Raw genomic sequence first — 19,378 nt, 5'->3', positions numbered from 1 at the left:
AAATATGATTTGAGAATTTAATTATAAAATTCAAGAAATTGGAAAAGACTACTAGAACTAGATATATTTCTACAGGTGGTGATTCAATGCTTGGGTTTTTAGTTAATGATAAGGAAATCAAAGAAATGGAATACTTAATTAAACGAGAAATGGATGAAATTTTATTTGATTTAAGAGATGAACGTATTGATCATATTGTAAAAAGAGCAATGGAAGAGAGATACAAGGTTTTGTTTACATTATTTAGACGGGTTGCTTCACCAAATGAATGTTTAAAGTATATTAGAAAAGACAGGAAAGGCAGAAAAAAAGGATAACAGAAGCAGTGTTTATAAATTACGTTTATTTTTTTGTAAATATGATTGACAATTAGATAGTATCTTGGTATATTAATAAACGTCGTTGCTGACATTGAAATAACTTAAAAAAAGTTGTTGACATTAAGTTTTGCGGATGATATATTAATAAAGTCGCTTATGAGCGATATTAGAAATTGATCTTTGAAAACTAAACAAACAAAATCGTGCAAACAAACAATAACTATTAGTAGATCTTTCGTAAGAAAGTGAAGCTAAGCCAACGTAACAAATGAGCTAATCAACTTTCTTGGAGAGTTTGATCCTGGCTCAGGACGAACGCTGGCGGCGTGCCTAATACATGCAAGTCGAGCGAATCTTTAGGAGCTTGCTCCTGAAGGTTAGCGGCGGACGGGTGAGTAACACGTGGGCAACCTGCCTGTAAGACTGGGATAACTTCGGGAAACCGGAGCTAATACCGGATAATCCTTTTCCTCTCATGAGGGAAAGCTGAAAGACGGTTTCGGCTGTCACTTACAGATGGGCCCGCGGCGCATTAGCTAGTTGGTGAGGTAACGGCTCACCAAGGCGACGATGCGTAGCCGACCTGAGAGGGTGATCGGCCACACTGGGACTGAGACACGGCCCAGACTCCTACGGGAGGCAGCAGTAGGGAATCTTCCGCAATGGACGAAAGTCTGACGGAGCAACGCCGCGTGAGCGATGAAGGCCTTCGGGTCGTAAAGCTCTGTTGTTAGGGAAGAACAAGTACCGGAGTAACTGCCGGTACCTTGACGGTACCTAACCAGAAAGCCACGGCTAACTACGTGCCAGCAGCCGCGGTAATACGTAGGTGGCAAGCGTTGTCCGGAATTATTGGGCGTAAAGCGCGCGCAGGCGGTCCTTTAAGTCTGATGTGAAAGCCCACGGCTCAACCGTGGAGGGTCATTGGAAACTGGGGGACTTGAGTGCAGAAGAGGAAAGTGGAATTCCACGTGTAGCGGTGAAATGCGTAGAGATGTGGAGGAACACCAGTGGCGAAGGCGACTTTCTGGTCTGTAACTGACGCTGAGGCGCGAAAGCGTGGGGAGCAAACAGGATTAGATACCCTGGTAGTCCACGCCGTAAACGATGAGTGCTAAGTGTTAGAGGGTTTCCGCCCTTTAGTGCTGCAGCTAACGCATTAAGCACTCCGCCTGGGGAGTACGGCCGCAAGGCTGAAACTCAAAGGAATTGACGGGGGCCCGCACAAGCGGTGGAGCATGTGGTTTAATTCGAAGCAACGCGAAGAACCTTACCAGGTCTTGACATCCTCTGACACCCCTAGAGATAGGGCTTTCCCCTTCGGGGGACAGAGTGACAGGTGGTGCATGGTTGTCGTCAGCTCGTGTCGTGAGATGTTGGGTTAAGTCCCGCAACGAGCGCAACCCTTGATCTTAGTTGCCAGCATTCAGTTGGGCACTCTAAGGTGACTGCCGGTGACAAACCGGAGGAAGGTGGGGATGACGTCAAATCATCATGCCCCTTATGACCTGGGCTACACACGTGCTACAATGGATGGTACAAAGGGCTGCAAAACTGCAAGGTCGAGCCAATCCCATAAAACCATTCTCAGTTCGGATTGTAGGCTGCAACTCGCCTACATGAAGCCGGAATCGCTAGTAATCGCGGATCAGCATGCCGCGGTGAATACGTTCCCGGGCCTTGTACACACCGCCCGTCACACCACGAGAGTTTGTAACACCCGAAGTCGGTGGGGTAACCGTAAGGAGCCAGCCGCCTAAGGTGGGACAGATGATTGGGGTGAAGTCGTAACAAGGTAGCCGTATCGGAAGGTGCGGCTGGATCACCTCCTTTCTAAGGATATATGCCGGACATATGAGCCGGACAAAACAGTTTGTTTGAAACACGTTCTTTGTTTGTTTAGTTTTGAGAGAGCAATTCTCTCGAAGCTTTTTTTATTCGTTCTTTGAAAACTGGATAATCGTAAAGAAGAAGTCAAAGTAAGAACCGAGTTATAGGGAAAAATGCAGTTCAATTTTTCCTTGCCATTTTAGTTTTCTCTCTTATTAAGTAAGAGAAATAAACCTTTTAGGTTAAGTTAGAAAGGGCGCACGGTGAATGCCTTGGCACTAGGAGCCGATGAAGGACGGGACTAACACCGATATGCTTCGGGGAGCTGTAAGTAAGCTTTGATCCGGAGATTTCCGAATGGGGAAACCCGCTGTTCGTAATGGAACAGTATCTTTACCTGAATACATAGGGTATGGAAGGCATACCCGGGGAACTGAAACATCTAAGTACCCGGAGGAAGAGAAAGCAAACGCGATTCCCTGAGTAGCGGCGAGCGAAACGGGACATAGCCCAAACCAAGAGGCTTGCCTCTTGGGGTTGTAGGACACTCAACATGGAGTTACAAAGGAACGGGGTAGATGAAGCGATCTGGAAAGGTCCGTCATAGAAGGTAAAAACCCTGTAGTTGAAACTTCGTTCCCTCCTGAGTGGATCCTGAGTACGGCCGGACACGTGAAATCCGGTCGGAAGCAGGGAGGACCATCTCCCAAGGCTAAATACTCCCTAGTGACCGATAGTGAACCAGTACCGTGAGGGAAAGGTGAAAAGCACCCCGGAAGGGGAGTGAAATAGTTCCTGAAACCGTGTGCCTACAAGTAGTCAGAGCCCGTTTATGGGTGATGGCGTGCCTTTTGTAGAATGAACCGGCGAGTTACGATTACATGCAAGGTTAAGTTGAAGAGACGGAGCCGCAGCGAAAGCGAGTCTGAATAGGGCGAATGAGTATGTGGTCGTAGACCCGAAACCAGGTGATCTACCCATGTCCAGGGTGAAGTCCAGGTAACACTGGATGGAGGCCCGAACCCACGCACGTTGAAAAGTGCGGGGATGAGGTGTGGGTAGCGGAGAAATTCCAATCGAACTTGGAGATAGCTGGTTCTCTCCGAAATAGCTTTAGGGCTAGCCTCACGTAGTAAGAGTCTTGGAGGTAGAGCACTGTTTGGACTAGGGGCCCTCATCGGGTTACCGAATTCAGACAAACTCCGAATGCCAAAGACTTATCCGTGGGAGTCAGACTGCGAGTGATAAGATCCGTAGTCAAAAGGGAAACAGCCCAGACCACCAGCTAAGGTCCCAAAGTATACGTTAAGTGGAAAAGGATGTGGAGTTGCTTAGACAACCAGGATGTTGGCTTAGAAGCAGCCACCATTTAAAGAGTGCGTAATAGCTCACTGGTCGAGTGACTCTGCGCCGAAAATGTACCGGGGCTAAACGTATCACCGAAGCTGTGGATTGACATCGTTGATGTCAGTGGTAGGAGAGCGTTCTAAGGGCGTTGAAGTCAGACCGTAAGGACTGGTGGAGCGCTTAGAAGTGAGAATGCCGGTATGAGTAGCGAAAGATGAGTGAGAATCTCATCCACCGAATGCCTAAGGTTTCCTGAGGAAGGCTCGTCCGCTCAGGGTTAGTCGGGACCTAAGCCGAGGCCGAAAGGCGTAGGCGATGGACAACAGGTTGATATTCCTGTACCACCTCTTTATCGTTTGAGCAACGGGGGGACGCAGGAGGATAGGGTAAGCGCGCTGTTGGATATGCGCGTCTAAGCAGTTAGGCTGCAAGCGAGGCAAATCCCGCTTGCGTGAAGGCTGAGCTGTGACAGCGAGGGAAATTTAGTACCGAAGTTCCTGATTCCACACTGCCAAGAAAAGCCTCTAGCGAGATAAAAGGTGCCCGTACCGCAAACCGACACAGGTAGGCGAGGAGAGAATCCTAAGGTGAGCGAGAGAACTCTCGTTAAGGAACTCGGCAAAATGACCCCGTAACTTCGGGAGAAGGGGTGCTCTTTGGGGTGAATAGCCTCGAAGAGCCGCAGTGAATAGGCCCAGGCGACTGTTTAGCAAAAACACAGGTCTCTGCGAAGCCGCAAGGCGAAGTATAGGGGCTGACGCCTGCCCGGTGCTGGAAGGTTAAGAGGAGGGGTTAGCGCAAGCGAAGCTCTGAATCGAAGCCCCAGTAAACGGCGGCCGTAACTATAACGGTCCTAAGGTAGCGAAATTCCTTGTCGGGTAAGTTCCGACCCGCACGAAAGGCGTAACGATCTGGGCACTGTCTCAACGAGAGACTCGGTGAAATTATAGTACCTGTGAAGATGCAGGTTACCCGCGACAGGACGGAAAGACCCCGTGGAGCTTTACTGTAGCCTGATATTGAATTTTGGTACAGCTTGTACAGGATAGGTAGGAGCCGTAGAAGCCGGAGCGCTAGCTTCGGTGGAGGCGTCGGTGGGATACTACCCTGGCTGTATTGAAATTCTAACCCGCACCCCTCATCGGGGTGGGAGACAGTGTCAGGTGGGCAGTTTGACTGGGGCGGTCGCCTCCTAAAGAGTAACGGAGGCGCCCAAAGGTTCCCTCAGAATGGTTGGAAATCATTCGTAGAGTGTAAAGGCACAAGGGAGCTTGACTGCGAGACCTACAAGTCGAGCAGGGACGAAAGTCGGGCTTAGTGATCCGGTGGTTCCGCATGGAAGGGCCATCGCTCAACGGATAAAAGCTACCCCGGGGATAACAGGCTTATCTCCCCCAAGAGTCCACATCGACGGGGAGGTTTGGCACCTCGATGTCGGCTCATCGCATCCTGGGGCTGTAGTCGGTCCCAAGGGTTGGGCTGTTCGCCCATTAAAGCGGTACGCGAGCTGGGTTCAGAACGTCGTGAGACAGTTCGGTCCCTATCCGTCGTGGGCGCAGGAAATTTGAGAGGAGCTGTCCTTAGTACGAGAGGACCGGGATGGACGCACCGCTGGTGTACCAGTTGTCTTGCCAAAGGCATCGCTGGGTAGCTATGTGCGGACGGGATAAGTGCTGAAAGCATCTAAGCATGAAGCCCCCCTCAAGATGAGATTTCCCATAGCGTCAAGCTAGTAAGAACCCTGAAAGATGATCAGGTTGATAGGTCAGAGGTGGAAGCGCGGTGACGTGTGGAGCTGACTGATACTAATCGTTCGAGGACTTAACCAAGTCATATTTATATGAACAAGGTGAACTCGTTTTTACCAAACTTCTTCTGCATTATCCAGTTTTGAGGGAATGAAAAAAATAAAATTTCCTCTTGAAAAATTTTAAAAAGACATTATAATAAAATAGTGTCTGATAAATAGTCTGGCAGCAATGGCGAGAAGGTCACACCCGTTCCCATACCGAACACGGCAGTTAAGCTTCTCAGCGCCGATGGTAGTTGGGACTTTGTCCCTGTGAGAGTAGGACGTTGCCAGGCTGTAATAATATTGTTCCGCAGTAGCTCAGTGGTAGAGCTATCGGCTGTTAACCGATCGGTCGTAGGTTCGAGTCCTACCTGCGGAGCCATTTTCATCATAGTAGTTAAACAGCTATGCTTCCATAGCTCAGTAGGTAGAGCACTTCCATGGTAAGGAAGAGGTCAGCGGTTCGAGCCCGCTTGGAAGCTTACCTATTTTAATAATAGTATGGCCCCTTGGTCAAGCGGTTAAGACACCGCCCTTTCACGGCGGTAACACGGGTTCGAATCCCGTAGGGGTCACCAAAGTTTATTCGCGCCAGCGAAAATAACTTTCATTAATGTGGAGGATTAGCTCAGCTGGGAGAGCATCTGCCTTACAAGCAGAGGGTCGGCGGTTCGAGCCCGTCATCCTCCACCATATATGCCGGTTTAGCTCAATTGGTAGAGCAACTGACTTGTAATCAGTAGGTTGGGGGTTCAAGTCCTCTAGCCGGCACCATCTTTTTTAATTGAATATGGAGGGGTAGCGAAGTGGCTAAACGCGGCGGACTGTAAATCCGCTCCCTCCGGGTTCGGCGGTTCGAATCCGTCCCCCTCCACCATTCATATTTTAAGAAAAGTTGGACAAACTAGATATTATCATATCATTATTGGGCTATAGCCAAGCGGTAAGGCATCGCACTTTGACTGCGACATGCGTTGGTTCAAATCCAGCTAGCCCAGCCAAGAGCCATTAGCTCAGTTGGTAGAGCATCTGACTTTTAATCAGAGGGTCGAAGGTTCGAGTCCTTCATGGCTCATTAATTTAACATGGCAGACCCACGGGATACTTTCCACGGGTCTTTATCTAATGAAATGCGGAAGTAGTTCAGTGGTAGAACACCACCTTGCCAAGGTGGGGGTCGCGGGTTCGAATCCCGTCTTCCGCTCCATTTAAATGGGGCCTTAGCTCAGCTGGGAGAGCGCCTGCTTTGCACGCAGGAGGTCAGCGGTTCGATCCCGCTAGGCTCCACCATCACACTACATACATTGCCTTAAATCATTAATTGATTTAAGGCTTTTTTTATTTTATATAAAAATTTTGTCTTTGAGAATGGTCCCAGCGCCCGGCAACAAGTGTACTCCGCTCCCCTCCCTACGATAAGTCAACATCGAATCGACTTGAGCTCCGTGTTTCCTTAATCTCAGTCGAGGCGCTCCAGCCCATACGTTGCTAAACGGGCGCTTCCGCTTTTCTTCGTATGTTTATACATAATTTTGTCGAGTTGAGTCATTACTATGAAAACGGTTAAAATAGGACATATAAAGGGTAAGGAGGAGAAATTATGAAGAAGCTTTCAATAATTGGTATGCCAATGGATTTAGGTCAAATGAGACGAGGGGTAGATATGGGTCCTAGTGCTATCCGTTACGCCGGGATTAATGAAAGGCTTAAGCCTCTATTTGATGAAGTACATGACTTAGGGGATATTCCGATTGGCAGGCCTGAAGTAGTTGTTGATAAAGAATCAAATCTACGCAATTTAGATTTAGTTGCTGAAAAAAGTGCATTGCTTGCTGAAAAAGTAGATGAAGCAATCCAATTAGGCTCATTTCCACTTGTACTTGGCGGGGACCATAGTATTGCTATCGGAACATTAGCCGGAGTAGCGAAGCATTATAAGAATCTTGGTGTTATTTGGTATGACGCTCATGGCGACTTAAATACAGCAGAAACAAGCCCATCAGGAAACATTCATGGAATGCCTTTAGCTGTAAGTATTGGACTAGGACACCGCTCTTTAACAGATATTGGAGGCTTTAGCCCTAAAGTAAATCCGGAGAATGTTGTCATTATCGGTGCAAGGTCACTTGATGAGGGCGAAAGGATTTTAATTAAAGAAAAAGGCATTAAAGTGTACACTATGCATGAAATAGACAGACTTGGTATGACAAAAGTAATGGAAGAAACAATTGACTATCTTAAGGAAAAAACAGATGGAGTCCATTTATCTCTTGATTTGGATGGGCTGGATCCACATGATGCTCCCGGTGTCGGTACGCCGGTAATGGGAGGAATCAGCTACCGTGAAAGCCATCTGGCAATGGAAATGCTGCAAGAGGCGCAAATCATTACCTCAGCAGAATTTGTTGAAGTAAACCCGATTCTTGATGAAAAAAATAAAACTGCCATTTGTGCTGTTGGCCTTATGGGTTCATTATTCGGAGAAAAGCTTTTATAAATAAAAAGCAGCAGCTTCCTTTAGCTGCTGCTCCTTTTTATTAATGCTTTTGATTTAATAAATGATATTTATTTAACAATGAATCAAGCCTTTTGCTGGTTTCAATCACAAGAGAATTGGCTAATGAGGTTTCGGAAGCAAGCCGTACCATTTCTTCTCTGCCATTTTCAATATCTCATTTATGTTGTACAAGTAATTATCCACAAATACTAACCCACTTTCCTCGATCCTTACTATTTTTATCCCCCTAAAAAAATCTTTTAAACGAGTTTATTTACCATTATAGTAAATTTTTGCTAATATTAAAGCTATTGAGAAGTTTTTGCAATTAATGAAACTTTTTTGCTATCGATTCGTATTATCGTATAGCTGCATTGGAGCGAGGTAAATAAATGGAAGCAGTCGTTAAAAAGAGAATTAAACAAGTTATTAAAGGCGATCAAGATGCTTTTGGTGAAATTGTTGAATTATATAAGAATAGTATCTATCAGCTTTGCTACCGTATGCTTGGGAATCGGCATGAAGCAGAGGATATTTCACAGGAAGCTTTTATTCGTGCCTATATTAATATAAAATCATTTAATCAAGATTTAAAGTTTTCAACCTGGCTGTTTCGCATTGCCACGAATTTATGTATAGATCGAATGCGAAAAAAGAAGCCTGATTACTATTTAGATGCCGAAGTTTCCGGGACAGAAGGCTTAACGATGTATTCACAAATCCCTTCTAATTCTCCACTCCCCGAAAATGAACTCGAAAGTTTAGAGCTTCATGAAACTGTTCAAAAGGAGATCTTAAAGCTCCCTGAAAAATATCGAACGGCAATCGTATTAAAATATATCGAAGAATTGCCATTAAATGAAATCAGTGAAATTCTTGATTTGCCTCTTGGAACAGTCAAAACAAGAATTCATCGTGGACGAGAAGCATTAAGACAGCAATTACGATATGTGTGATAAGAGGTGAAACGTTAATGTGCCCGGAACAAATCATCGAACTGATGCATGATTTTTTAGATGAAGATATAAATTCACAGAATGAAATAATTTTAAGAGAGCACCTCCAGAGCTGTAAGGAGTGCGAAACGATATTTAATGAATTAAAAAAAACCATCGCTTTTGTAAAGAGTACTTCAAATTTAAAAGCCCCGGCTAATTTTACTGCTAACGTGATGGCCTGTCTTCCAAAAGAGAAGAAAAAGGTTGGGTTACAGCGCTGGTTAAAGAACCATCCTTTAGTAGCTGCCGCCTCGCTATTTTTCGTCTTAATGTTCGGAAGCTTGTTATCTACTTGGAATCAGGATCATGAATTTTCTGTATCCAAGCAAAAAAACCTGATAGTACAAAACGATACCGTTATTGTACCTAAAGGTGAAGTGGTAAAAGGGGATGTTGTTGTCCGTAACGGTAAACTCAAAATTGAAGGGGAAGTTCAAGGGGATGTTACCGTAATAAACGGAAAAAAGTATATGGCGTCTGCCGGGCGTGTAACAGGTCAAATTCAGGAGGTAAATGAAGTTTTTGATTGGCTATGGTATTACATGAAAAAAACAGCTCATGAGGCAGTCAATGTTTTTGATGATAATAAAAATGAGTAAAAAAACAAATCACTCATCCCGGAGTGATTTGTTTTTTTACTGAATGAGATTACATATAATAGGTACATGCAGGATTTGTGTTATAATAACTAGGTTATATTCTAATGCTTTTTAAGTTAAAGTACGGAGGAAGAACAATGCCGTTTGCAGATTTCACAATATGGAAATATTTATCTAGTATTGTTGATGTTCTCCTTGTTTGGTATGTCATTTACAAATTGATAATGGTTATAAGAGGAACAAAGGCCGTTCAATTATTAAAGGGTATATTTGTTATTCTTCTTGTAAGAATTGTCAGTGAATTCTTAGGCTTAAAAACATTAAGCTGGATGATGGAGCAAGCCATAACATGGGGATTTTTAGCAATAATTATTATCTTTCAACCTGAGCTAAGAAGAGCCCTTGAACAGTTGGGAAGAGGGAAGTTTTTCTCAAGAAGCAGTAATCCTGATGATGAGGATCCGGAAAAAGCTATGGCAGCAATCATAAAAGCTACCGACTATATGGCGAAACGCCGTATAGGTGCCTTGATTTCAATTGAAAGGGAAACGGGCATGAGTGATTACATTGAAACCGGCATTCATTTGGATTCAAAAATTTCTTCCGAATTGCTCATTAACATTTTTATCCCGAATACACCGCTCCATGATGGGGCTGTCATTATACAAAAGAACAATGTCGCAGCGGCTGCCTGTTATCTTCCTTTATCGGAGAGCCCGTTTATTTCAAAGGAACTTGGAACCAGACACCGTGCTGCCTTAGGAATCAGTGAAGTTACTGATAGTATTACAGTAGTCGTCTCAGAGGAGACAGGGAATATTTCCCTTACGAAAAACGGAGAGCTGCATCGTGATTTAAAAGCAGAGGAATTCAAGGAATTACTCGCAAATGAATTAATATTTACGAACAAAGTCAAACAGGCTTCCTCAGCCCGTTGGAATTGGAGGGGGAAGAAAAATGGATAAACTGATGGATAATCCGTGGTTTATAAAAATTATTGCCTTACTATTGGCAATTCTTCTATATTCATCCGTACCACATACCAGCAATAAAATAACGGATGTGAATGTACCCGGTGAACAAACCACAGCAACCATTACCGATATTCCTGTAAAAGTATATTACGATACGGAGAACCTGGTTGTATCCGGTATTCCGAATACAGTTGACATGACCATAAAAGGACCCGTTACACATGTTCAGTCTGCGAAGGCATTAAAAAACTTTGAGGTTTATGTTGATTTAACAAATACGAAAATTGGTAATCAAACGGTTAAGCTTAAAGTTAAAAACTTATCGGATAAATTGAAGGCAACAATTGAGCCGGGCTATGTAAATGTATCGATTCAAGAGAAGATAACCAAGGAATTCAAGGTTGAAGCTGAGTTTAACAGCAGCTTGCTTGATGACGGTTATTCTGCAGGACAACCTATTGTTGAACCGAATAGGGTAAAGATAACCGGTGCGAAAAATGTAATTGATCGGATTACATACGTAAAAGCGACGGTCGATACCAGGAACCATCTTAATGATACGATTACTAAGGAAGCGCGTATAAGTGTCCTTGACAGAGAGTTAAATAAATTAAATGTTGCAGTGGACCCTGTAGCGGTAAAGGTAACAATACCGGTAAAAAACACCAGCAAAAAAGTTCCAATAAGTATCATTCAAAAAGGAACACCGCCTTCCGGGATAACGATTGATTCCATAACTCTAGATACAACTGATGCCTTCATTATTGGGAGCGAAGATGTATTAAAAGATACTGACCATGTCCGGGTTGAAGTGGACGTAAGTAAAATTGGTGACAACACGACACTTACTTTACCTGTCATTATTTCAAATGGCATCACGAAGGTTACGCCGCAATTGGTGAAGGCAACCGTAACAGTAAAGAAACAAGGACAAAAAACAGTATCCGGGCTGCCTTTGAAAATAAGGGGTGTACCTAATTCGTATTTGGCACAGATTAATGACCCTGTAAATCAGATGATTAATCTATATGTTTACGGTCCCAATTCAGTCGTAGATGGGTTAACGCCTAACGACTTTAACGCCTTTATTGATCTAACGAGTCTTACCGAAGGCAATCATGAAGTGAAAATTCAAGTTGAAGGTCCTCCCGATGTAAATTGGACACCGGATAAATCGACAGCGAACATAACTATATCTAAAAATGCATAATACGCAGCAGTATACTTGAAGGAGCGATTTTGAAATGGGAAAATATTTTGGTACCGATGGAGTACGCGGAGTGGCAAACAGTGAATTAACACCTGAATTAGCCTTTAAATTAGGCCGTTTTGGCGGATATGTGTTAACAAAAGATAAAGATCGTCCAAAGGTCATTATTGGACGTGATACCCGAATTTCGGGACATATGCTTGAGGGTGCCCTTGTAGCGGGGCTGCTTTCCATCGGGGCTGAAGTAATGCGATTGGGCGTTATTTCGACTCCCGGTGTTGCTTATTTAACAAAAGCAATGGGTGCTCAAGCGGGTGTCATGATTTCTGCCTCCCATAATCCGGTTGAAGACAATGGGATTAAATTTTTTGGTCCGGATGGATTTAAGCTTTCTGATGAGCAGGAGTTCGAAATAGAGGCATTAATCGATTTACCGGATGACAAATTACCTCGACCGGTTGGATCTGAGCTTGGTCAAGTAATGGATTATTTTGAAGGCGGACAAAAATATCTGCAATTCCTAAAACATACAGTAGATGAAGATTTCTCAGGAATTCATATTGCATTGGATTGTGCTCATGGCGCTACCTCATCCTTGGCAACACATTTATATGCAGATTTAGACGCTGATTTATCCACTATGGGGGCATCTCCCAATGGTTTAAATATCAATGCGGGAGTAGGTTCCACTCATCCTGAAAGCTTAGCGGCTATGGTGAAAGAAAAAGGAGCAGATGTAGGCCTTTCCTTTGATGGTGATGGAGATCGTTTAATTGCGATAGATGAAAAAGGAAATACAGTCGACGGGGATCAAATCATGTACATCTGTGGAAAGTATATGAAAGAACACGGTCGTTTAAAGCATAGTACGATTGTTTCAACGGTTATGAGTAATCTTGGATTTTATAAAGGGCTAGAAAGTCATGGAATTCATAGTATCCCAACAGCGGTTGGCGATCGGTATGTAGTAGAAGAAATGAAGAAAAATGGCTATAATCTTGGCGGGGAGCAATCAGGCCATATTATTTTCTTAGATTATAATACCACCGGTGATGGTTTATTAACTGGTTTGCAGTTAGTAAATATTATGAAAGCAACACAAAAGCCTTTATCTGAACTTGCCGGTGAAATGAAAAAATTCCCGCAAAAACTTGTTAATGTAAGAGTAACGGATAAAAATCATGTAACAGATAATGTAAGAGTGAAAGCAGTAATTGAACAAGTGGAGCAAGAAATGGCCGGAGACGGAAGGATTCTGGTCCGGCCTTCCGGAACAGAACCGCTTGTACGTGTAATGGCAGAGGCACCTTCAGAGGAACTATGCGAAACCTATGTGAATCGTATCGTTGCTGTCGTAAAGGAAGAAATGGAATTAAAAGAATAGACACATATAAATATGCATAAGGGGAACCATAAAAACCCCTTATGCATATTTTACTATGTGTGATTTTACAATTATTAAAAAAATTGTAGAATATTATAGTTCAGAAGTGGTTGACTGACTTCTGACAATCAGGTAAGATGGATTTGCTTTACTTCTTCAAAGTGGAAAATTATTCATTTAAAAAGAAAGGTGGATCGTAAATAGATTTAACTAAAGCGCCTGAACTAATCTGAAGCAGTCGGATTAGTTGACGAGGAGGAGGTTTATCGAATGTTCGGCGGATACCTCCCGGTTGAAACGCACAACCGAAAATTCTTCTTTAAAACATTGAGGCAACTTGGTGCACAAAGAGAAGAAGCTGCGAAAACCAAAATAAATCTAAAAAAGGTATAGACAGATACCTTAAAAAATCAGAGATAAGGGGGCAAGTACGCCTCCAAAGCATTCTTGCCCCCTTTATCAGGGAGGAAAAGAAGAAATGTGTGGAATTGTTGGATATATTGGAAATAATGATTCGAAAGAAATCTTATTAAAAGGGTTAGAAAAGCTTGAATATAGAGGATACGATTCAGCAGGTATAGCGGTAAAGAATGAATATGGAGTTCACGTTTTTAAAGAAAAAGGCCGAATTGCCGACCTTCGCAGTATTGTTGATGAAACAGTTTCAGCTAATATTGGAATCGGTCATACCCGTTGGGCAACTCACGGAGTTCCGAGTCAATTAAACGCTCACCCGCACCAAAGTACATCGGGGCGTTTTACACTTGTTCATAACGGTGTAATTGAAAACTACGATATCTTAAAACGTGAATATTTAGCAGACGCTTCATTCGTAAGTGAAACGGATACAGAAGTAATTGTTCAGCTAATTGAGTTGTTTGTAAATGAGGGTCTTGAAGTAATTGAAGCGTTCCGCAAAACGTTAACTCTTTTAAAAGGTTCTTATGCCCTTGCTTTATTAGATGCCGAGAATAGTGAAACGATTTTTGTAGCGAAAAATAAAAGCCCTCTTCTTGTCGGCCTAGGTAATGACTTTAATGTGGTTGCAAGCGATGCAATGGCAATGCTTCAAGTAACCGATCAATATGTTGAATTGGTGGATAAAGAAATTGTTATTGTGACAAAGGATCACGTAACCATTCAAAACCTAAACGGTGACATCATAAGCCGTAAGCCATATACAGCTGAGCTTGATGCAAGTGATATTGAAAAGGGTACGTACCCGCATTATATGCTCAAAGAAATCGATGAGCAGCCGCTTGTAATGAGGAAAATCATTCAAATGTATCAAAATGAACAGGGTGAATTAACCATTGATCCTGAGATTATCAATGCGATGAATGATTCGGACCGTGTGTACATTATTGCAGCGGGAACTTCCTATCATGCAGGCCTTGTTGGAAAACAGTTTATTGAAAAAATCGCTAAGATTCCTGTTGAAGTTCATGTGGCAAGTGAATTTGGTTATAACATGCCGCTTTTATCTGATAAACCATTGTTTATTTTTATTTCACAAAGCGGGGAAACAGCGGACAGCCGTGCCGTTCTGGTTAGTGTGAAGGAATTAGGTCATCGTACGTTAACGATTACGAATGTTCCCGGGTCCACTCTTTCACGTGAGGCAGATTATACGCTCCTTTTACATGCCGGTCCTGAAATTGCTGTTGCCTCGACAAAAGCATACACTGCTCAGTTAGCCGTTTTATCTATTTTAGCGGAAGTAACGGCAAAAAGCCGCAATTTCAATCTTGGCTTTGACCTTGTACATGAACTGGGTATCGTGGCAAATGCGATGGAAGTTCTCTGTGATTCTAAAGAGTTAATCGAACATATCTCAAGAGAATTCTTAGCTGTAACGCGAAATGCATTCTTTATCGGACGTGCGGTTGACCACTATGTTGGTTTAGAGGGTGCCTTGAAGTTAAAGGAAATTTCCTATATTCAAGCAGAAGGCTTTGCAGGAGGAGAATTAAAGCATGGCACGATTGCTTTAATTGAAGAAGGTACGCCAGTCATTGCTCTTGCAACTCAAGAAAGTGTTAACCTGAGTATTCGCGGTAATGTAAAAGAAGTCGTTGCCCGCGGAGCAAACCCATGCATCATTTCGATGAAGGGATTAGAAATGGACGAAGACAGCTTTGTTATCCCTGAAGTACATGAATTATTAACACCGCTTATCTCTGTCATCCCAATGCAATTAATTGCCTACTATGCAGCCTTACACCGCGATTGCGATGTTGATAAACCACGCAACTTAGCAAAATCGGTGACGGTTGAGTAAAATATATGAAACAGTTGATTAGAGAAAAAACTGATCACTAAAAGTCAAAAAGCATCGGTGCAAGCTCCAAGCCGATGCTTTTTTTACTTTTTAATCGAGTCATAATTTTAAAAATGGCCACCACGAATATTATTAATGCTACCTATGGCTAAAAATGCACTTGGATCCATTTTTTCAACAATATTTTGCAATTTCTCTTCTTCGAAATTATTGATTACACAAAAGATCACCTTTTTATTATCTCCTGTATATGCACCTTCTCCATGGAGATAGGTTACACCCCGTCCCAGCTTCTCAAGAAGCTTTTCTCCGATCTCTACACTCTTATCACTAATGATCCATACCGATTTGGTCCCTATATCTTTTTGATTCAGATTGAGTTTCTTTAATGATTCATAATCAACTTCCCTGGGTTCATCATTTTTTACCAACAATTCGATAATTTCTTTTCGTTGGTTATCCGCTATTTCGTGCCCAATGGTCATGTTTTTCTCCAATTGGTAGACTGCCTCATGTTCAGCCAAAAGACTGCGCCGAGCTGCTTTTAGCTGTTGTTCAACTACCAATTCCGGTTTTTCATTATATAATTTATCCAGCTCCTTTCGGACTTGATTGATGCTGGATTCATATTCATCGTTCATGTAATGATATAATGCCGGAGATAAAACTGACTGTTCTCTCATAACAGATAACTCTCTTTGGGCAGCTCTAAAGCGTTGAATAGAAGATATATATTCTTCATAATCTTTAACATGGTTTCCTTTGTTTTCTCCCCCTATCCAGGTCACCATTTTCTTGATCGACAGCCCTTGAACAAGTAAAGAAAATAGGACTACACTAAAAGCAAAAACAACAATATCCTCCCGTCCGGGAAAATCAACCGGTAAACTGAGTGCCAAGGCAATGGACAGCGATCCTCTTAATCCGCCCCAGGTAATTATATGTTTCCATTTCCCCGGCAGCTCCTTTACGAATAGCAAACTGCCATAAACAGATATGGCTCTAGCTATTAGGACAATTACAATCGCGATGCCAATACTTGCCCAGCGGTCCCCAAAATTTATCCGATTGATTTCCAAACCGACCATGAAAAAGACGATGGAGTTAGAAATAAGAGCAAGGATCTCCCAAAAATTATGAATGCTTAATTTAGTGGCGGGTGTCATACTATGAGACCCGTAGTTTCCAAAAACCAATCCGGATACAACGACCGAAATGACTCCGGAGACATGGAAGTGCTCGGCTGCCAAAAAGGCACTGTAAAAGAGAACAAGGGAAAATAAAACCTCCAATGCATAGTCATCGAAAAAGCCGGTAATCTTTGAAAAGATATAGCCTAAAAGCGCTCCAATGGCAATCCCTCCAACCGACACGATAAAAAACACCAGAATTCCTTTTCCGACACCAGAGACCCCGGCATTCAGATAGGTTAGTAAACTGAGGCTTGAAATTTGAAATAATACGACCGCTACTCCATCATTCGCTATACTTTCCCCTTCTAAAATGATGGACAAACGTTCGTTTGCACCGATTTGTTTAAATATGGATAACACGCTGACAGGGTCGGTTGCGGCCATCAAAGCGGCAAAGGTAAAGGCAACAACCAAGGGTAATCCCAGCCATTGCATCGAAAAGAAGCCAACAATCAGATAGGATAGCAGTGTTCCTCCAATGGCGAGAGAAAATATCGGCTTTTTATTTTCCAAGAGATGTTTGATGGGCAATTTGAGAGTCGCTTCTCCCAATAATGCAGGTAAAAAAATCGTGATAATAATAAAATGAAATACTTCATCCTCGGCAATAAATGATTTAAGTTCCTTTAAACCCGGAATAGGGCTGAGTCCTACAATGGTCCCTACGATAACCAGTGCAATTGGATACGCAAGGCCCAATTTCTTGGCCATCGCAGTAATCCCGACAGCAATGGCCAGTAATAATACGGTTAACTCAAAATATAGCTGCATTTTTTTGTCACCTTCCACTTGAATTTGGTTGGCTTTTATATAGATACACGTTTTAGTAGGTACATAATCGAATAAAATCAGCCAATATTATATTTATACAAAATCTAACTTTAGAAAGAGGAAATAAAAAACTAATCATGGTAAAAATCATTTTTCAACAATCGCCTTTTAAAAAACTTTCTTTATGGTATTTTCTTCTTGTTTTTTTATTTACATGTATTTATTGTCTGCCTATTTCTGCAGATAGATCAATTTCTTTTATTGATGCTTTGTTTTTATCTTCCAGTGCGCTTAGCACTACAGGGTTAACGACTGTAGATTTATCCGAGCGCTTAACTCTCTTTGGACAAATCACGGTTATCTTGGAAATGCAGATCGGCGGAGTAGGAATTATGGCCTTGATCGGTTTTATTTTATTGCTCATGCACAGGGATGTATCATTGCCCCAATTAACATTAATGGGATTTGAACAAAATCAAATCAGTTTAAAAAGTGTAAAAAAAATGGTCATTTTCATTATTATTTTTTCACTAGCTGTTGAAACAATAGGGTTACTATTGTTATTTCCGGCGATCCATCAAGAATATAAAACATTTTCCGATGCGCTCCTAAAGAGCATTTTTCAGTCCGTCTCGAGTTTTACTCACTCTAGTCTTGATCTTTTTGGCGGCAATGTATTTCGCTTTTCCCGCAGACCATTTTTTTTAATTCCTACCTCCATGTTGATTATTCTGGGTGGAATTGGGTTTCCTACGGTTTGGGAGCTCTTAATTTTACGAAAAAGGAAAAAAAGCCTTTATACGAAAGTAAATCTTATTGTACATGGACTCCTGCTCTTTACAGGTACTGCACTTTTGCTGCTTATTGAATGGTCAAATACACTGGCCCCATTTGCTTTTACAGACAAGCTGATTAATGCGTTTTTTCTCTCAGCCGGATCCAGAAATTCGGGATTTGCCAATGTTGATATCTCCAAGCTCTCACCGAGCAGCCTGCTGCTTATTATGATGCTCATGTTCATTGGCGGATCTTCAAGCAGCTCTGCAGGGGGGATTCGGACCACCACCTTTGCCATCTTGGTGGCCAAAGCGAAAAGAGCATTCCAAGGTAAAGTAGATATTGTTTTATTTAAAACCTCTCTATATGAAGAAGATGTTCAAAAGGCATATCTCGTATTTTTTCTCTTCCTTTGTATGTATTTGCTTTCTGTTTTCAGTATTTTGACGATTGAACAGAAACCAATGCAGGCTATTTTATTTGAGGTCATGTCTGCCATAACTAATACTGGATTTTCAACAGGCATTACGAACGATTTGTCTGTCATCTCAAAAATTGGGCTTGCTCTTCTAATGATGGTTGGAAGAATTGGCATTATTTCCATCATTTACTGTATACTACAGCCCAAAAAATCAGCAATTAAGTACAGAAAGGAATCCATAATTGTTGGGTAAGGAGTGGGGATAAATTGCGAAAAAGATTTTTAGTCATAGGATTGGGAAGATTCGGAAGTACTGTTCTCAAAGAACTGTATACACTTGGGCATGACGTCGTCGGCTGTGATAAGAAAGCTTCTGCATTAGAAGGAATACAAGAATATGCAAATTACACGGTAGAAGGGGACGCGACTGAGGATCTTATTCTGGATGAAATCAATGTCAATGATTTTCATGCTGTGATTGTTTCTACTGCAGCATCTTTTGAGTCATCTATTATTATTATTGCAAAATTAAAAAGAAGGAATTGTCGGCAAATTATTGTTAAATCCAATGAACGGTTCAAAGGAGAAATTCTATCCCAATTTGTCGGCGCTGATTGTGTCATTTATCCTGAAGAAGAAGCGGGTGTTCGTACAGCAAAGCAACTGGTCATGCCCGGTTTAAAGGAATATGTCAAACTTTCTCCCAATTGTAATGGAATTGAAATAGAAATTCCTCCCGCTTTTATCAATAAAACCTTGCGAACACTTGATTTAAGAAACAAATTTAATGTAACCGTTCTTTTAATTAATAGAAAAAACCATCCCTCCCCAATAATATCTCCAAGTGCCGTCGAAACCTTTCAGGCAGATGATTCCATCTTTGTTGTTGGGGAAACGGAAGACTTGCAAAAGTTCCAAATTCATTATTTTACTATTACAGAAAATGGTTAAAAGCAGTTCTATACGGACTGCTTTATTTTATAC

At 42.2% G+C, this 19,378-nt stretch carries 13 protein-coding genes, 10 tRNA genes and 3 rRNA genes; 24 read left to right on the top strand and 2 right to left on the bottom strand.

Features of this window, described 5'->3' with window-relative positions; genetic code table 11:
- Window positions 1–86: 86 nt before the first annotated feature.
- From AC3ANV_RS26555 to rocF, 15 genes are all read left to right on the top strand, one after another.
- Window positions 87–317, top strand: coding sequence for a hypothetical protein (locus AC3ANV_RS26555; protein ID WP_488311531.1), 231 nt, complete (start codon window positions 87–89; stop codon window positions 315–317).
- Window positions 318–603: 286 nt separating this feature from the next.
- Window positions 604–2,153: ribosomal RNA gene (locus tag AC3ANV_RS26550) — 16S ribosomal RNA — on the top strand.
- 237 nt (window positions 2,154–2,390) lie between these two features.
- Window positions 2,391–5,326, top strand: a 23S ribosomal RNA gene (locus AC3ANV_RS26545).
- A 140-nt stretch (window positions 5,327–5,466) separates the two neighbouring features.
- Window positions 5,467–5,582: ribosomal RNA gene (gene rrf / locus AC3ANV_RS26540) — 5S ribosomal RNA — on the top strand.
- The 16S, 23S and 5S rRNA genes sit together here with 10 tRNA genes alongside, the layout of an rRNA operon.
- A gap of 14 nt (window positions 5,583–5,596) precedes the next feature.
- Window positions 5,597–5,671, top strand: a tRNA-Asn gene (locus tag AC3ANV_RS26535).
- 27 nt (window positions 5,672–5,698) lie between these two features.
- Window positions 5,699–5,771: transfer RNA gene (locus AC3ANV_RS26530), tRNA-Thr, on the top strand.
- A gap of 21 nt (window positions 5,772–5,792) precedes the next feature.
- Window positions 5,793–5,867 (top strand) — tRNA-Glu (locus AC3ANV_RS26525).
- Window positions 5,868–5,906: 39 nt separating this feature from the next.
- Window positions 5,907–5,982 (top strand) — tRNA-Val (locus tag AC3ANV_RS26520).
- A 5-nt stretch (window positions 5,983–5,987) separates the two neighbouring features.
- Window positions 5,988–6,063, top strand: a tRNA-Thr gene (locus AC3ANV_RS26515).
- A gap of 18 nt (window positions 6,064–6,081) precedes the next feature.
- Window positions 6,082–6,166, top strand: a tRNA-Tyr gene (locus tag AC3ANV_RS26510).
- 49 nt (window positions 6,167–6,215) lie between these two features.
- Window positions 6,216–6,290: transfer RNA gene (locus AC3ANV_RS26505), tRNA-Gln, on the top strand.
- 1 nt (window position 6,291) lies between these two features.
- Window positions 6,292–6,364: transfer RNA gene (locus AC3ANV_RS26500), tRNA-Lys, on the top strand.
- A gap of 57 nt (window positions 6,365–6,421) precedes the next feature.
- A tRNA-Gly gene (locus tag AC3ANV_RS26495) sits at window positions 6,422–6,496 on the top strand.
- 7 nt (window positions 6,497–6,503) lie between these two features.
- Window positions 6,504–6,579: transfer RNA gene (locus AC3ANV_RS26490), tRNA-Ala, on the top strand.
- 310 nt (window positions 6,580–6,889) lie between these two features.
- Window positions 6,890–7,786 carry an arginase gene (gene rocF / locus AC3ANV_RS26485; RefSeq protein ID WP_488311530.1) on the top strand — a complete coding sequence of 299 codons (897 nt, stop codon included), beginning with the start codon at window positions 6,890–6,892 and terminating at the stop codon, window positions 7,784–7,786.
- 40 nt (window positions 7,787–7,826) lie between these two features.
- Here the strand turns inward: rocF and AC3ANV_RS26480 are convergent, their stop codons facing one another.
- Window positions 7,827–7,937: a Spo0E family sporulation regulatory protein-aspartic acid phosphatase gene (locus tag AC3ANV_RS26480; RefSeq protein ID WP_488311529.1), complete on the bottom strand. Its 111-nt coding sequence runs from the start codon at window positions 7,935–7,937 to the stop codon at window positions 7,827–7,829.
- A 241-nt stretch (window positions 7,938–8,178) separates the two neighbouring features.
- Here AC3ANV_RS26480 and sigW point away from each other — a divergent pair, with 241 nt between their 5' ends.
- The 7 genes from sigW (at window position 8,179) to glmS (ending at window position 15,232) form a co-directional block, all read left to right on the top strand.
- Window positions 8,179–8,742, top strand: a complete 564-nt coding sequence (gene sigW / locus AC3ANV_RS26475; protein ID WP_488311528.1) for an RNA polymerase sigma factor SigW — start codon at window positions 8,179–8,181, stop codon at window positions 8,740–8,742.
- Window positions 8,743–8,759: 17 nt separating this feature from the next.
- Complete coding sequence (locus tag AC3ANV_RS26470) at window positions 8,760–9,383, top strand: zf-HC2 domain-containing protein (protein WP_488311527.1); 624 nt, start codon at window positions 8,760–8,762, stop codon at window positions 9,381–9,383.
- 137 nt (window positions 9,384–9,520) lie between these two features.
- Window positions 9,521–10,348, top strand: a complete 828-nt coding sequence (gene cdaA / locus AC3ANV_RS26465) for a diadenylate cyclase CdaA (RefSeq protein WP_488311526.1) — start codon at window positions 9,521–9,523, stop codon at window positions 10,346–10,348.
- The gene (locus AC3ANV_RS26460; RefSeq protein ID WP_488311525.1) at window positions 10,341–11,567 is read left to right on the top strand and encodes a CdaR family protein; all 1,227 of its coding nucleotides are present in this window, start codon (window positions 10,341–10,343) and stop codon (window positions 11,565–11,567) included. Before cdaA ends, AC3ANV_RS26460 begins: the two co-directional genes overlap by 8 nt.
- 34 nt (window positions 11,568–11,601) lie before the next feature.
- A complete protein-coding gene (gene glmM / locus AC3ANV_RS26455) occupies window positions 11,602–12,951 on the top strand; it encodes a phosphoglucosamine mutase (protein ID WP_488311524.1) in 1,350 nt (449 codons plus the stop codon).
- A 270-nt stretch (window positions 12,952–13,221) separates the two neighbouring features.
- The gene (locus AC3ANV_RS26450) at window positions 13,222–13,344 is read left to right on the top strand and encodes a hypothetical protein (protein ID WP_488311523.1); all 123 of its coding nucleotides are present in this window, start codon (window positions 13,222–13,224) and stop codon (window positions 13,342–13,344) included.
- A gap of 85 nt (window positions 13,345–13,429) precedes the next feature.
- The gene (gene glmS / locus AC3ANV_RS26445; RefSeq protein ID WP_488311522.1) at window positions 13,430–15,232 is read left to right on the top strand and encodes a glutamine--fructose-6-phosphate transaminase (isomerizing); all 1,803 of its coding nucleotides are present in this window, start codon (window positions 13,430–13,432) and stop codon (window positions 15,230–15,232) included.
- Window positions 15,233–15,339: 107 nt separating this feature from the next.
- On the opposite strand, the gene AC3ANV_RS26440 is transcribed toward glmS, so the two are convergent.
- Complete coding sequence (locus AC3ANV_RS26440; protein WP_488311521.1) at window positions 15,340–17,196, bottom strand: cation:proton antiporter domain-containing protein; 1,857 nt, start codon at window positions 17,194–17,196, stop codon at window positions 15,340–15,342.
- A gap of 137 nt (window positions 17,197–17,333) precedes the next feature.
- Between AC3ANV_RS26440 and AC3ANV_RS26435 the strand changes: the two genes are divergently transcribed.
- Together AC3ANV_RS26435 and AC3ANV_RS26430 are read left to right on the top strand one after the other, a co-directional pair.
- On the top strand, window positions 17,334–18,647 hold the full coding sequence (locus tag AC3ANV_RS26435; RefSeq protein ID WP_488311520.1) for a potassium transporter TrkG: 1,314 nt from the start codon (window positions 17,334–17,336) through the stop codon (window positions 18,645–18,647).
- Between the two features lie 14 nt (window positions 18,648–18,661).
- Window positions 18,662–19,345 carry a potassium channel family protein gene (locus tag AC3ANV_RS26430; RefSeq protein ID WP_488311519.1) on the top strand — a complete coding sequence of 228 codons (684 nt, stop codon included), beginning with the start codon at window positions 18,662–18,664 and terminating at the stop codon, window positions 19,343–19,345.
- Window positions 19,346–19,378: the final 33 nt, after the last annotated feature.

The sequence above is a fragment of the Neobacillus sp. DFD-2R genome (genome assembly GCF_057747865.1).
Note: the sequence above shows the minus strand (reverse complement) of the source record. Positions and strands in the feature narration are given on the sequence as shown.